This is a genomic window from Legionella sp. PATHC035, assembly GCF_026191115.1.
Taxonomy (GTDB): Bacteria; Pseudomonadota; Gammaproteobacteria; order Legionellales; family Legionellaceae; genus Legionella.
This window is the reverse complement of the sequence record NZ_JAPHOT010000001.1, coordinates 1041709-1055743: the sequence shown is the minus strand read 5'-3', so window position 1 is coordinate 1055743 and position 14035 is coordinate 1041709. Positions and strand designations below refer to the sequence as shown.

Below are 14035 nucleotides of genomic sequence, written 5' to 3'. Positions count from 1 at the left end.
CTTGATTTCTGAAAACCGTAGAAATTACGCATTAATTGGATGGCTTATTTGTGGTCTTGGAGCCTTGTTTTACAGTTATGAATATTTGCTTCGAATAGCACCTAGTGCAATGGAAAGCGCTCTCCGTGAGCATTTTAATTTGTCAGCTACCGGGTTTGGACACATTTCATCGATATATTATTATGCCTACGTCCCTATGCAATTACCTGTAGGGATTATGATGGATCGATATGGCCCGCGAAGATTATTAACCTTTGCTTGTTTAATCTGTGTCATTGGAACTTTTTTATTTACAGGGACAACTTCTTTTTGGGTTGCCGCCTCTGGACGTTTTTTAGTTGGTTTAGGTTCTGCGTTTGCATTTGTGGGAGTATTGAAGTTGGCAACAATCTGGTTGCCTGAGAACAAACTCGCTATGGTCTCGGGGCTCACTTCGGCGTTGGGAACCGTAGGAGCAATGCTCGGTGATAATTTTTTAGAATTGTTTGTTAATCAATTAGGATGGATTAAAACCTTAAATATGACCGCATTCTTCGGGATTGTCTTAACCTTTCTTTTATGGTTAGGAATTCACGATAAAAAAGGTCGATACAGACAAAGTGGTACTGTTTCTGATTTGAAAACCGGTTTAGTTGATTTAAATATAATAGTCAGTAACAAGCAGATATGGATCAATGGATTATACGGTTGTATGGTGTATCTCCCTACAACCGTGTTTGCTGAATTATGGGGTATTCCTTATTTAAGAAATGCTCATGGGTTATCTGCGCATGGTGCTGGCCTTGCAAACTCATTGCTCTTCTTAGGTTTTACTGTTGGTGCTCCACTGATGGGTTATTTTTCTGACCGAATTGCGCGCAGAAAACTACCTATGCTTGTAGGAGCTAGTGTGGCTACGGTGCTTATGCTGGTTATCTTGTATTTCCCTGGTTTGACCGAAACGAATGTGCAGATACTTATGTTTTTCCTGGGTCTATTTTATAGTGCTCAAGCAATCGTATTTGCTGTTGGAAGAGAGTTGAGTCCTGGGGAAGCAGCGGGTACAGCGATGGCGTTTACGAATATGATTGTGATGCTCGGTGGGATGTTATTGCAACCTTTAGTAGGACATTTATTGGATTTCAGCTATTCCTTACGGAGTGGCGCGTCAATCTCTTCAGCATTGGTTGTTGAAAATGTTAATCGGTTATACAACATGACTGATTACCGCATAGCGCTGGCTTTTATACCGCTCAGTATGTTAATTGCCGCTTTATTAACCTTCTTTTTAAGGGAAACTCACGCTCATGCACCTAAATAATATCGTTTCAAGAAAACAATTGCTCTATGGCATGTTCATCTGCTTTGTTGGGGCTGTTTTTTATTGCTATGAGTTTATCTTACGCATTATTCCTGGTGTTTTACAGACTGAGTTAAGCATTGCTTTGGGGCATATTTCTGCGACTACTTTTGGTCAGATATCTGCCTTATATTACTTTGCATACTCTCCCATGCAAATGCCTGTAGGCATGCTTATGGACCGATTTGGCCCCAGACGGCTTCTAACTTTTGCCTGCATCTGTTGTACTGTGGGTTCCTGGATGTTTTCCCTCACTTCGTCCATGTTTTTGGTAGGAGCAGGGCGTTTCTTAGTGGGCTTTGGTTCGTCTTTTGCGTTTGTAGGTGTATTGTCTCTTGCTTTACACTGGTTGCCCAGACGTTATTTTTCTTTAGTCGCTGGTCTGATGACTACTTTAGGCATGTTAGGTCTTGTCTATGGTGAAGTGAAGATCACTGAATGGTCTCAGAGTATAGGTTGGGAACAGGTATTATTCCTAATCGCAATAGTAGGGGCTGGATTGAGTGTATTAATGTTGCTTGTGGTTCGTGATGGGCCTGAGGGACATCATCCTAATCGACATCCTTTGCCAGAATTCTTTCAAAATGTGCTTAAAGTATTAATGTCTCCTGAGGTTTGGGTGATCGGGTTTGTTGGTGCTTGTTTGTATACTTCTTTGTCTGTATTTGGTGAGCTGTGGGGAAAAACTTATTTAGAACAAGCACACGGTTTGACTAAAGTTGAGGCTGCTAAAACGGTTTCTGCCGTTTTTCTAGGTTGGGCAGTTGGTGCTCCTATTGCTGGTTATTTATCGGATCATACAGGAAGACGTTTGTTGCCTTTGGTTTTAGGCGCAATTTTAGCCTTGATTTGCATTAGCATTGTATTGTATTGGCCGGGTCTATCCTACGTCAGTTTGAACGTTTTATTGTTCTTGTATGGCGTATTTAGTGCCACCGAAATTATTGTATTTATCATGGCTAAAGAATGCAGTGGTGCTTTGTTATCTGGTACGGTATTTGCCGCAACAAATATGATAGTAACGCTTGGTGGAGTAATTTTCCAACCTTTAGTTGGTAAATTACTGGATACTTTTGGTGACAGTGGTATTGTGGAAGGAGAGCATATTTACACGGTAGTAGACTATCAGGTCGCTTTATCTATATTGCCGCTCTCATTATTGCTCGTTACTATTCTTGCTTTCTTTATCAAAGATCATAAAGACCATCCAATTAATTAGAGTGAAATTGACCTAGCCTGGCAGCTTGCGACCAGGCTTTATATCACCTAGACATTAATTAAATATAGCGATTAATTCTTTTACCGGTCGGCGTAATGAACCCTGACAATTAATGAAACGTGATACCGGAAAACTTTTGATTTCTGCTTTCCTATAGTGGTATCGAGTAAATTCGGTGTCGTGGTTGGACAAAATAACTGGGATACCTTTTGCTGCTGTTTCTTTAGCCAACTCAGTGAGTTCTATTTGATCTTCTGTGGTAAACAGTTTTTTAGTATAGGGCAAATGGTGTGACTTCTCTGAGAGGAGTACGTAAGGAGGGTCGCAATAAATAACATCACCCCGCTCTGCATATTCAAATGTTTTTCTAAAGTCATTGTGGATGAATTCGGCGTGTTGGCTTTTTTGGTAAAAAAGCTGCATTTCCTTATGTGGGAAATAAGGTTTGCTGTACAGCCCAAAGGGTACATTATAAAACCCCTTGGAATTATATCGACATAATCCATTATAACCATGCCGGTTTAGGTAAAGAAAAAGTGCGGATTTTTGGGGTGAATGGGATGAGCCATTAAAATCAGCTCTGATTTGATAATATTTTTCTTTCTGATTGAATTCAGGTCGAAAATAGGTTTCGCAAAACTGAATAAACGCATCTCCTTGTTGTTGTAACGTGGTATAAAGATGAATTAAATCAGGATTACTTTCTGCCAACAGGTAGGACGAATAATTCGCATTCATGAAAACAACGCCTGAACCAGCAAAGGGCTCAATTAAACGTTTACCCTGAGGAAGAAAGGGAATAATCTTTTCCAGGCAGTTGTATTTACTACCTGCCCATTTAAGAAAAGGTCTTATTTTCACCATAGGTTTTACCACGATTTATTCAGAAAGAAGTATTGCTTATTTTTAAGAAAAAAAACAGAATTTTTTTTGTTGAACGATTAGTAACGGTTTCCATAATTGCTGATCACTACTCCCAAATTATAGGAAATAAAGGGTGATCCATGGGCGCTCCTGCTGGGAGTTGTTCGAACAAACCTGGGAAATCAGGCGAGGTAACCCATTTTCTTGGGGCATGAGTTATATCATCACCGAGAAAACGTACCGAAAACACTCTTCGTCGTTGATTATAATTTACTCCATTTGCAGCATGGAGTGTGAGCATATGAAAGCAAACCACATCACCAGGACTTATGGCCCAACCGATAATAGGGTAATCTTCACGTTTTGCATCAATATCAGGTAGCTCAGCGAGGCTTCCCTCAGGAAACCATTTTGCTTGATTATCCATAAAAGAGCGAGGCATAAGCCAAGGTCCTAAATGAGACCCCGCAACGAACTCTAAAGTGGAAGTGCGTGGTACTGGATCAACAGGTATCCATAGACTGCAATTTTGTCTTCCTTCAATGTTGTAATAAGGCTGATCTTGGTGCCAGGGAGTTCTTTGTCGAGTACCTGGTTCTTTGACTAAAAGATGATCATGATAAAGTCGAGTTTTTTTACTCCCCATGAGTTTCTTTGCAATAAGACTAATCGGTGATGTAAAAATAAATTGCTGGTAATGAGGATTGGTTTGCCAAGTGCAAAAATCCTCAATAAATAGCCCTGGATCATCAAGGTTACTTGCAATTTTAACCCTAGGGCTGGGTGATTTTAGGTTGAGTTCAATGCCTTCGCGAAGTAATTCCATTTCTTCAGCGCTTAAAATTTGGCGAATGCAAACGGCCCCGTCCTTTTTATAAGCACCAATCTGAGCCTCGGTAACAGCCGCCTCAACACGCTGGATAATTTGTTGAGATATGGAATAGTTTTTCATGGATAATCAGAACAATGTGCTACTTCCATTGATAATACTAAACTTTTAAAAAAAGAACTATTTCTGGAGGAGTTTAGTGTAAGAGGAGCAATTTTCCTAACCTATACTGGTTTTTTTCAGCCAAGCTGCAGAAAAATAAAATAGGAACAAATACTTAATTTAAATAATTCATGAGCGTAGTGCAAAGTTATGATATTTTAAAGCTTTGCTAAAAAAAAGGATGTGTAAGTGCATGAGCTGAGACTAAGTTCTAGTGAGCGAAAAATTATTTTCCTTGCTTCTTTGGGTGGTGCTTTGGAATTTTATGATTTTGTCATTTACGTTATTTTTGCACCGATAATCAGCCAAATTTTTTTCCCAGCAACGGACCCAATCGCTTCTCTGATGAGTGTGTATGCCATTTTTGCAATTGGTTATTTAATCCGTCCCCTAGGCGGAATTGCCTTTAGCCATTTTGGAGACAAATACGGTCGTAAGAAAACGTTTATTTTCTCAGTTATCCTTATGGCTGTCCCAACAGTCCTTATTGGCTTTTTACCCACTTATCAGCACCTAGGAATCTTATCGAGTATTCTTTTGATTTTTTTGCGGTTATTGCAAGGATTATCGATTGGAGGTGAAATTCCTGGGGCATTAACTTTTGCTTGTGAACATGTGAATCCGCGTTCTCGAGCATTGGCCTGCGGTGTGATTTTTTCTTTTCTTAATCTAGGTATTTTTTTAGGGGCTCTGATTAGTTTAATCCTCACGAATCAACTTTCAAATGCGCAATTGCTAAACTTTGGTTGGCGCCTCCCGTTTATACTGGGTGGACTGCTGGGCATATTCAGTTTCTACATTCGTAAACGGTTGGCTGAAAGCCCCTTATTTCTCGCATTTAAGAATTCAACAGAGAATACGCGAATTCCTTTTATTGAAGCAATTACCTTACACTGGCGAAAGATTTTACAAGGTATCGGTTTAACCTGCCTGGGTTCCGTAATGATTAATTTATTATTCTTGTATATGCCCACATATCTTTCAACAATCCTTGCTTATCAGAAACAGCAAGCGACCTTGTTTAATACGATTAATTTGGGTTTCTTCTCTTCACTATTGGTATTTTTTTGCTGGTATAGTACTCGAGTAGGGCGTAAGTTAGTTCTTTTGGTGGGTGCGATTGGTTTTATTTTATTAAGTTATCTCTTATTTATCCTTTTAGCCAAGCAAACCACTTTATCTCTTGCCATTGCTTTAGCTATTTTTGCTATTTTGAGTAGTTTTATTATGGTTTATCCCAGCTTGCTGGTTGAATTGTTCCCAGTCTCAATTCGATATACTGGGATCGCTATTTCTTATAATCTTGCGTTTGCTTTTTTCGGAGGTTTAACCCCGTTTATTGCTACTTATTTAATCGAAAAATTGAACACGAATCTTGCCCCCAGCTTTTATTTGATGGTGAGTGCAATTCTGTGTTGTATCGCCCTAGTAACTATTAAAAAACTTGATGCAGAAACGGAGGTTTCATTGTGAATTTGGCAGTAAAAGCGTTTGTCTTTTTCAGTTTATTTTGTTTGTTGCCTTTAGCAAATGCAATGAGGCCTTTTATTATTGATACGGATGTGGGGGTGGATGATGAATTGGCAATTCTTTATTTGTTAGCACAAAAAGATATCGATATTAAAGCGATAACCGTAGTCGGTACTGGCGAGGCTCATTGTGCTTCAGGATTAAGGAATGTTGCTGGATTGCTGGCCTTAATGCATCATGAAAAAATTCCTCTAGCCTGTGGGCGTAATAACCCAATGACTGGAACGCATCAATTTCCTGATTGGTTACGGAAACTCGCTGATAATTTAGTGGGTGCTGCAGATTTACTGCCTAAAGTTAACGTGATGCCCACGCAGAATGCAGTACAATTATTGGAAACTACTTTAAAAAATGCAAAAGAGCCTGTTGAGATTTTAGCAATTGGTCCGTTAACCAATCTGGGAGAGCTGGTGGCCAAAATACCAGAAATAAAAAATAAAATTAAAATGATTTATATTATGGGGGGAGCAGTAGCGAGTCCAGGTAATTTGGTGGAAGTGGAGCACTCAATTAAAAATACCACTGCAGAATGGAATATTTATATTGATCCTTATGCTGCAGATAAAGTATTTCGGTCAGGCATCCCTATTACCCTGGTTGGCCTGGATGTGACTAATCAGGTTCCTGTGACAAGGGCTTTTTATGAAAAATTGAAACAAAACCAAACGAATCTGGCCAATCATTTTTTCTATGAGCTTTTTCATCATAATGAGGCGGAAATCTTTGAGCATAAGTGGTATTTTTGGGATGTACTTTCTGCAGTAGTGGCCTATGATAATTCAATTGTTAAATCCCATTACAAAAAATTGAGCGTGGTATTAAGTCCAGAGGAGCGATCGGGGACTACTGTAGTGGATAAAAAGGGTAATACGGTGCGAGTCTGTACGTCAATCAATCAAAAACACTTTGAAGATATTTTAATGGATACATTAAAGAAGAAAATGTCCTAATGTGGTGTGTCGCGTAACTCCATCATCCCGGGCATCACGAGAATCTCCATGACCTGACACAGAGTCACGAGAGGAGATCCCTGGTGGCTTCGGGATGACAGCATAAAATCCAGGGCTCGCTACGCTTCACCCCGGTTACAAAACAGATCCTAATGAGGAACAGAACGTTCTTCCTCAAAAAACTCTACTTTACCTGTTTTGATATCATGTACACCAGCGACAATGCCAATTTGTTTTTTACTAATTAAATCGTTAATTATTGGACTTCTATTTTGTATTTCTCTAACGATCCTTAAGGCATTGGCTTTAGCGATTGCATCGATTAGTTTGGGATCAGCACAATTTTTTGTTTTTTGTTCGTCCATACTTTCTTGGACAACGGGCTTAATTTTGTCTAAAACATCAGTCAGATGTCCTAGTTGCACTCCACTGCATGCGCCAGCTACCGCGCCACATGAAGTATGCGCCAAGACTACAATGAGGCGAGATCCCGTTACTTTGGTTGCAAACTCCATACTGCCAAGAATATCGTCATTGAGTACGTTTCCAGCGACGCGTAAAGTAAATAAATCAGCCAATCCTTGATCAAAAAATAATTCAGGAACACTGCGTGAATCCATGCAATTGAGCACTACAGCAAATGGGTATTGGCCGTAAGAGGATTGGTGTGCTTGCTTTAAATAATCTCTCGTTACTTGGGTGTTGGTTAAAAAGCGTTGGTTTCCCTCTTTCAAGCGTTGCAGGGCTTGTTTCGGTGTCATTTGTTGTTGTTTGGCTTGAGTTATTGTCTTACCTAAAATCGGTACTTCTGATGAATTGGCAAAGCTTGTGGAAACTCCAATAAAACCCAATATTAAAACTCGTATCAGATACTGCATCGTCATCCTCCGTTTATTATTAGAAATCGTCCTTCTATGGATAATAAACTTAATCGCGCATCGAGTACATGTGTTTGTAAAAATAACGATTCAATACCCCTTGAAATTTAATAAAACGCCTCTATTTTTGGAGTATGTCAAATAACAATTAGGAGAAAGTGATGAGTATCGTAAGACGTGATTATTTCCCTGTATACAATGAAATTGGATCCTTATTAGACAATTTTTTCAGAGGGCACCAAACAGACTCTTCAATTGTTGATACCAGTACTTGGGCGCCTCCTGTAGATATCAAAGAAGAAAAAGATCGGTTCTTAGTACTTGCTGACATTCCTGGAGTGAATAAAGAGGACATACAAATATCCTTAGAGCATAATATTTTAACCCTCCGTGGAGAGCGTTACTTTGAGAAAACAGAAAACAAAGATGACTATACACGTATGGAGCGTTCACAAGGACATTTTTACCGTCGCTTTAGCTTACCGCAAACTGCTGATGACGCAAAAATAAGTGCTAAATACAAACAAGGTGTTTTGGAGATTTCAATTCCTAAAAAGGAAATGGCGGTAGAGAAAAAAATTGATATTACTGTAGAAGAGTAATGAGGCGACAAAGCCTGGAAAGTTGTAATGGTAGTCTGGGTGTAAGCGAAATCCGAGTCAGGTTTCGCTGCATCCCGGTTGATCTTGAACTTTATTGAGCCAGTTGTGTCCTTGACCGTCATTCCGAGTTTGATGAGCGATCTCCACCCGTGGAGCACGGTGTAACTGGAGAGATTCTTGTTGCACTCGGAGTGACCCTCGAATACTTATTAAAAACTGGCAGGTTTGTTGGTCATCAGGTAAAAAACAATAATCAAACTAATAAAGGCTGGCCAACCTAAGCAAAACCAATATTTAAAATAACGGAAGTAGAGAGCAGGTAAAGGCATATTTTTTTGTGCCGACTCCCTCGCAAAATCGCGCATCTTAATCTGAAGATAGACTACAGGAAACCAACAAAAAGCAGCAATTAAATACCCAATAATTGATCCCATCACCCACAATGAGGTCCATGCATAACCGGCTAAATAGACCATCCAAAGCCCAGTAAGCGGTTGAATAAAACCAGAGGTTCCAGTAAAAATCCAATCTGCAAGCACGACATAGCGGGTTGTAGCCGCAATCACTTCGGTTTTTCCTGTTTGATGTCCATACAACATAGTACAGGCAGTTCCTATACCCGTTCCAAAGAGAATAGTCGAGCTGATAACATGAATAAATTTGAGCCAAAAATAGAGCATTATCGATCAGACTCCAAGGCTAAATAAACCAAGATCGCAGCCAAAAGGGGGATATTTTTCGCTAAAGGCGCAAACGGTTCAAACCATAGGTTAGGAAGTTTCCAGGTTAATAAAGCACTATAACCTAAAATAATTACCATTTGTACCATGGTGATTTTTTTTAAGCGATTGCTACTCAACACAGCCAAGCCGATAACTGCATCCAGGATGCAGGCACCATAAAATAAAACAGGTTGCCAGAACGGATCCACTCCAATTTGTGCCAAAAGTCCATACGAAGCCGCTTTGGGGTAGAAAAAAAGGCAACTGATTGCAGTAAATAACCAAATAAACGCAATACTAAACCGTAATATTGGTTTAAGAAAATAAAGTCGTGCATGCCAACGATCTTGAATCGAACTAGGATGGCGATACATTCCATTAGGAAATTCTTGAGGAGTAAAACCAATTTTATCTTGAAAAGCTTGGGCCTCTTCAGGGCTTGTGATGCTGTTTTGCACAAGTAGCTTATACGAGTTAGTATTTAAAACGGAATAGGGGATTAAATCGCCAATAAATGATGCCAGCTGGATAAATTTTTCAGGGACAAAAAACAATTTTGATTTTGCAAAACCCAGCCATGCACGCAGGTGATACAACATATTACTTAGGCTAATCCGTTTTGCGCTTACAGCGTGTAATAGCAAATTTGGACCTGCAGGGAGTTCTATCAGTTTGATGGTGGCTTTAGATAAGTCTTCAACATGAATGGGTTGAAACTCCTGCCTTCCTTTGCCGGGCACAGGGGTAATCCAAGGTAATCCGCAAAGACCACGGAATAAAGAGGAACCGCCATAAGAACCACGTCCATAAACTAAGGATGGACGTAGAATAATTGATGGAATAGGAAGGGAAAGTAAATAGTCATCAGCTGCTTTTTTACTTTGAGCATAGGCGACTTCAGATGTCTCAATGCCAAGAGCAGAGATTTGAATAATCTTTTTAACCCTGGCCTGGACGCATGCATCAAATAAGATTTTTGGTGTCTGATAATGAATTGACCATATTATCTTGTTATTAGGATGGTAGAGAATTCCTACGCAATTAATGACGATATCAATATGCTGCAAACGCTCTACCCAGAGACTGATGGATTGATCACGGATAAAATCACAGGCTATCACCCGTGCCGTAGGGAACAATTTTTGGGTGAATGCCACATCGCGCACACAACACGTGACTGCATGCTCAGCCGCAATGAGATCCGTTACAATGTGTGAGGCAATAAAACCTGATGCACCAGTAACCAATACATTCATTGTAGGCCCTTTAGTTTTTTATTCTGTGAGCTAATCATAATTTATTTGAGGTTTTTTTTCAGCTGGAGTTTTAAGTGAAAATCTGCTCTTCCATTTGTGGGGAGTTAAAGCATCCCCTCTCACACTTGTGGGAGACGGGTAGGGGTGGGGGCTCATTGACTTTGATTAATCCCCTAATCCGCCCGGATGGGCACCTTCTCCCCAAGGGGAGAAGGGAAGCCCTCAATGAGGCAATGAAACAACTCAAGATCCCCTCTCCTACATTGGAGAGAGGGATAGGGGTGAGGGCTCATTAATTTTGATTAATCTCCTCATCCGCTCTGATGGACACCTTTTCCAAGGGGAAAAAGGGAAAAGTATTGGCATAATTCCTCAACGTTATTTTCCTTAAGCCGCTTTGAGCTGAGGATTCAAAGAGACAATGCGAATCCGATGATTATCTGGATCAAGTGCTACAAAAGTGTAACCAAAATCCATTATTGCTGGCATTTGCGCAATCTGGATTCCTTGCTTTTTCCAGAGTGAATAAAGCGCATCAATTGCACCATCATCGTCCACTTGCAGTGAAAGCTCATTTCCACCCCCAAAAAGAGTAGCATGGGGTTCAACATCGTGTTTCGACCATAAGCCCAAACGCATGCCTGCTTTCAATAAAAACATGACAAAAGTAGGGGATGATTGAATCGGTTGACTCCTAAGTATCCTCTCATAAAAAGGTGCACTGACTAAAGGATTATCGACGTAAAAAATTACTAAATTGGGATCAAGATGCATAATAAACTCCTTTTGATTGAACGGAGATATGAGTTTAAAAGATAGTGCTGACAGTTTTTGTCAGCAGTGATTGGTTGCGATAATGCAAGATATGGATAACCCAAGTGATTGGTGTTTTAATATCGCCAAAGTGCCTTGCCCAATCGGTAAGGCTTTATTGAAAAATCATCGCTTATCTCGCATCGGTACGGGAAAGACAAAGAGGTTTTTTGTACTTATGGTATCGATTCCAACAATTTTTCAATAATAAGTTTAAAGATAGGAATATTTATAAGGAAGTTTGATCATGAATAAGTTTTACGTCGATCCTGATATTGCACAAGCCGCTACTTTACCTGCACATTTTTATACGTCTTTAGAATGTTTCGAACAAGCAAAAGAAAAAATATTTGCCAGGACTTGGCAGTTTTGCTGCAGCACTGAAGATTTGCGATTAGAGGGGCAGCTGGTACCTTTTACCTTATTACCAGGATTGTTGGATGAGCCTTTGTTATTGGTACATGATGAACAAGACCGCTTCCGTTGTCTCAGTAATGTATGTACTCATAGAGGTAATATCCTGATCGAGGCGCCCTGTTCTGCCGAGAAAATTAAATGCTCCTATCATGGCCGCAGGTTTAACCTTAATGGTGACCTTTTGCATATGCCTGAGTTTGAGAAAACCTGCAACTTTCCAACTCAAAAGGACAATTTACCGCAAATTCCATTGGATTGTCTTGAGCCCTTTCTTTTTGCTTCATTGGCGCCACAGATGTCATTTAGCGATGTATTTGCGGAGATTAAAGAACGTCTTTTTTGGTTACCCATGGAAAAAATGCGTCTCGATAGCAATCGTTCCCGTGATTATCTAGTCAAAGCGCATTGGGCATTGTATTGCGAAAATTATCTGGAAGCATTGCATATCCCCTTTGTCCATCATTCATTAAGAAAGGTGATTGATTGCACTACTTATACCACAGAGCTTTATCGTTATTGCAATTTGCAATTAGCCCTAGCCAGTCAGGGTGAAGAATGTTTTGATTTGCCCAAAGACTCCCCTGATTACGGGAAACAAGTAGCGGCTTATTATTATTGGATTTTCCCAAATACGATGCTTAACTTCTATCCGTGGGGATGCTCTGTAAATGTAGTAAAGCCCTTAGGACCTGAATTAACTAAGGTGTCATTCTTAACATACGTTCTTGATGAATCCAAGTTAGGTAAAGGAGCTGGGGGCGATTTGGATAAGGTGGAACGTGAAGATGAAGCCGTCGTCGAGTCGGTGCAACGGGGGATCCGTTCGCGTTTTTACGATTCGGGTCGATTCTCACCCACAAAAGAACAAGGAACCCACCATTTTCAGCGTCTACTTTGTGAGTTTCTTAATGATTAATGAATAAAACCATTAAGAATAAATGTGTCGCAGGAGGTCAAGCGAATTATTGGTAGCGTGAGAACCTTCTTTTTACTGGATTCAAGGATTGAATGATGCATGATTTAACTTCCGAACCGTCGCTCCAGCGAAAGCTCAATGCGCGTGTATTGGGAATGATCACCTTGGGTGGTTCTATTGGAACGGGTATTTTCTTAGCGAGTGGCAATGCTTTATCCTTGGCTGGGCCTGGTGGTACCTTGCTAGCTTATTTGATTATGGGGGTTATGGTCTATTTCTTGATGGCCAGCCTTGGTGAAATGGCAGCATTAATACCGACTAGTGGATCATTTTATGTGTATGCAGCCCGTTTTTTTGATCCCTCTTTAGGGTATGCACTGGGATGGAATTATTGGTATAGCTGCGCTGTTTATATTGCATCAGAAATTTCTGCTTCTGCATTAATCATGCATTTTTGGTTTCCTGAGAGTTCATCTTTGCTTTGGTGTTCTATTTTTCTCTTATTGATTATCGGATTTAATGCAATCTCAACTAAAGCATTCGGCGAGATGGAATATTGGCTATCATTGATTAAAATTTCAGTCGTTGTCTTGTTTATCATCACTGGATTTTTCTTGGTTTTCGGTTTTACAGAGTATCAAGCAGGTGGTTTTCAAAATTGGCGCATTGGTGATGCCCCATTTCATAGCGGATGGATCGGTATTCTTGGTGCTTTTGTGGCAGCGGGTTTTTCTTTTCAAGGAACGGAACTTATCGGGGTCGCTGCAGGGGAGAGTGTTCATCCTGATAAAACGATTCCCAAAGCGATAAAAATGGTCTTTTGGCGGATACTGATTTTTTTCGTTTTATCACTTTTTGTGATTAGTCTTTTAATTCCCTACACTGCACCACAGTTGATCAGTTCTGATGTGGTAATGAGCCCTTTTACCTTAGTGTTCCAACAATACAATAAAGCATTTGCAGCAATGATTATGAATGCGGTGATTCTTATTGCCGTTATATCGACCGCTAATTCAAGTATGTATGTGGGTAGTCGAATGCTATGGTATTTAGCCAAGGAGGGACATGTGCCCCGAATTTTTTCTCTAGTCAACCGAAGAGGAATACCGATTTATGCTTTAGCCTTAACGAGCGCAGTAGCCATGTTGGCTTTTTTGTCTTCCATTTTTGGTAATGGCACTGTTTATTTTTGGCTCCTCAATGCAACAAGCCTTTCGGGTTTTATAGCGTGGATGGGAATAGCAATAAGTCATTATCGCTTTCGCAAAGCTTATTTGCATCAAGGAAAAGATCCTGCCCAGCTTCCTTATTTGGCTAAGGGATATCCTTTCGGCCCCTTGTTTGCTTTTGGCGTATGCCTCATTGTGATTGGCGGACAGAATTATACTGCGTTAATGGCGACCCCTATTGATTGGTATGGTTTGCTTATTTCTTACATTGGTTTGCCACTTTTTATCATGATCTGGGTTGCACATAAATGGATTAAAAAAACTAAAATCATCCCATTACATGAGTGTCAGTTTCACAGTGATTAAACG

The 14035-nt window shown here is 40.1% G+C and carries 13 protein-coding genes; 7 read left to right on the top strand and 6 right to left on the bottom strand.

Annotated features, from left to right (window positions below):
* Nucleotide 1 precedes the first annotated feature (1 nt).
* The gene (locus OQJ13_RS04720) at nucleotides 2–1300 is read left to right on the top strand and encodes an MFS transporter (RefSeq protein WP_265709528.1); all 1299 of its coding nucleotides are present in this window, start codon (nucleotides 2–4) and stop codon (nucleotides 1298–1300) included.
* Nucleotides 1287–2558: an MFS transporter gene (locus tag OQJ13_RS04715; RefSeq protein WP_265709527.1), complete on the top strand. Its 1272-nt coding sequence runs from the start codon at nucleotides 1287–1289 to the stop codon at nucleotides 2556–2558. The genes OQJ13_RS04720 and OQJ13_RS04715 overlap by 14 nt, the downstream gene beginning before the upstream one ends.
* A gap of 54 nt (nucleotides 2559–2612) precedes the next feature.
* Here OQJ13_RS04715 and OQJ13_RS04710 read toward each other — a convergent pair whose 3' ends face one another.
* A complete protein-coding gene (locus OQJ13_RS04710; RefSeq protein WP_265709525.1) occupies nucleotides 2613–3422 on the bottom strand; it encodes a Dam family site-specific DNA-(adenine-N6)-methyltransferase in 810 nt (269 codons plus the stop codon).
* Between the two features lie 106 nt (nucleotides 3423–3528).
* Nucleotides 3529–4374 (bottom strand): phytanoyl-CoA dioxygenase family protein, encoded by an 846-nt coding sequence (locus OQJ13_RS04705; RefSeq protein ID WP_265709524.1) that lies wholly within the window; start codon nucleotides 4372–4374, stop codon nucleotides 3529–3531.
* Between the two features lie 228 nt (nucleotides 4375–4602).
* Here OQJ13_RS04705 and OQJ13_RS04700 point away from each other — a divergent pair, with 228 nt between their 5' ends.
* Both OQJ13_RS04700 and OQJ13_RS04695 read left to right on the top strand, forming a co-directional pair.
* Nucleotides 4603–5886, top strand: a complete 1284-nt coding sequence (locus tag OQJ13_RS04700; RefSeq protein WP_265709522.1) for an MFS transporter — start codon at nucleotides 4603–4605, stop codon at nucleotides 5884–5886.
* Nucleotides 5883–6893 (top strand): nucleoside hydrolase, encoded by a 1011-nt coding sequence (locus OQJ13_RS04695; protein WP_265709520.1) that lies wholly within the window; start codon nucleotides 5883–5885, stop codon nucleotides 6891–6893. The genes OQJ13_RS04700 and OQJ13_RS04695 overlap by 4 nt, the downstream gene beginning before the upstream one ends.
* 149 nt (nucleotides 6894–7042) lie before the next feature.
* Here the strand turns inward: OQJ13_RS04695 and OQJ13_RS04690 are convergent, their stop codons facing one another.
* Nucleotides 7043–7798 carry a carbonic anhydrase family protein gene (locus tag OQJ13_RS04690; RefSeq protein WP_265711888.1) on the bottom strand — a complete coding sequence of 252 codons (756 nt, stop codon included), beginning with the start codon at nucleotides 7796–7798 and terminating at the stop codon, nucleotides 7043–7045.
* Between the two features lie 134 nt (nucleotides 7799–7932).
* On the opposite strand from OQJ13_RS04690, the gene OQJ13_RS04685 reads away from it, so the two are divergent.
* Nucleotides 7933–8373, top strand: coding sequence for an Hsp20/alpha crystallin family protein (locus OQJ13_RS04685; protein WP_265709518.1), 441 nt, complete (start codon nucleotides 7933–7935; stop codon nucleotides 8371–8373).
* Between the two features lie 209 nt (nucleotides 8374–8582).
* Here OQJ13_RS04685 and OQJ13_RS04680 read toward each other — a convergent pair whose 3' ends face one another.
* From OQJ13_RS04680 to OQJ13_RS04670, 3 genes are all read right to left on the bottom strand, one after another.
* The gene (locus OQJ13_RS04680; protein WP_265709516.1) at nucleotides 8583–9053 is read right to left on the bottom strand and encodes a DUF2269 family protein; all 471 of its coding nucleotides are present in this window, start codon (nucleotides 9051–9053) and stop codon (nucleotides 8583–8585) included.
* Nucleotides 9053–10351, bottom strand: coding sequence for an NAD(P)H-binding protein (locus tag OQJ13_RS04675; RefSeq protein WP_265709515.1), 1299 nt, complete (start codon nucleotides 10349–10351; stop codon nucleotides 9053–9055). Before OQJ13_RS04675 ends, OQJ13_RS04680 begins: the two co-directional genes overlap by 1 nt.
* Before the next feature lie 387 nt (nucleotides 10352–10738).
* Nucleotides 10739–11125: a VOC family protein gene (locus OQJ13_RS04670; protein ID WP_265709513.1), complete on the bottom strand. Its 387-nt coding sequence runs from the start codon at nucleotides 11123–11125 to the stop codon at nucleotides 10739–10741.
* 286 nt (nucleotides 11126–11411) lie between these two features.
* Between OQJ13_RS04670 and OQJ13_RS04665 the strand changes: the two genes are divergently transcribed.
* Nucleotides 11412–12497 (top strand): SRPBCC family protein, encoded by a 1086-nt coding sequence (locus OQJ13_RS04665; RefSeq protein WP_265709511.1) that lies wholly within the window; start codon nucleotides 11412–11414, stop codon nucleotides 12495–12497.
* Nucleotides 12498–12589: 92 nt separating this feature from the next.
* Nucleotides 12590–14032, top strand: a complete 1443-nt coding sequence (locus tag OQJ13_RS04660) for an amino acid permease (protein ID WP_265709510.1) — start codon at nucleotides 12590–12592, stop codon at nucleotides 14030–14032.
* Nucleotides 14033–14035 lie beyond the last annotated feature (3 nt).

What these genes read in the sequence shown, in the direction of transcription:
- OQJ13_RS04710 (WP_265709525.1), bottom strand. Translation starts at nt 3,422, where the DNA reads ATGGTGAAAATAAGACCTTTTCTTAAATGGGCAGGTAGTAAATACAAC.
- OQJ13_RS04705 (WP_265709524.1), bottom strand. Translation starts at nt 4,374, where the DNA reads ATGAAAAACTATTCCATATCTCAACAAATTATCCAGCGTGTTGAGGCG.
- OQJ13_RS04665 (WP_265709511.1), top strand. Translation starts at nt 11,412, where the DNA reads ATGAATAAGTTTTACGTCGATCCTGATATTGCACAAGCCGCTACTTTA.
- OQJ13_RS04675 (WP_265709515.1), bottom strand. Translation starts at nt 10,351, where the DNA reads ATGAATGTATTGGTTACTGGTGCATCAGGTTTTATTGCCTCACACATT.
- OQJ13_RS04670 (WP_265709513.1), bottom strand. Translation starts at nt 11,125, where the DNA reads ATGCATCTTGATCCCAATTTAGTAATTTTTTACGTCGATAATCCTTTA.
- OQJ13_RS04685 (WP_265709518.1), top strand. Translation starts at nt 7,933, where the DNA reads ATGAGTATCGTAAGACGTGATTATTTCCCTGTATACAATGAAATTGGA.
- OQJ13_RS04660 (WP_265709510.1), top strand. Translation starts at nt 12,590, where the DNA reads ATGATGCATGATTTAACTTCCGAACCGTCGCTCCAGCGAAAGCTCAAT.
- OQJ13_RS04680 (WP_265709516.1), bottom strand. Translation starts at nt 9,053, where the DNA reads ATGCTCTATTTTTGGCTCAAATTTATTCATGTTATCAGCTCGACTATT.
- OQJ13_RS04715 (WP_265709527.1), top strand. Translation starts at nt 1,287, where the DNA reads ATGCACCTAAATAATATCGTTTCAAGAAAACAATTGCTCTATGGCATG.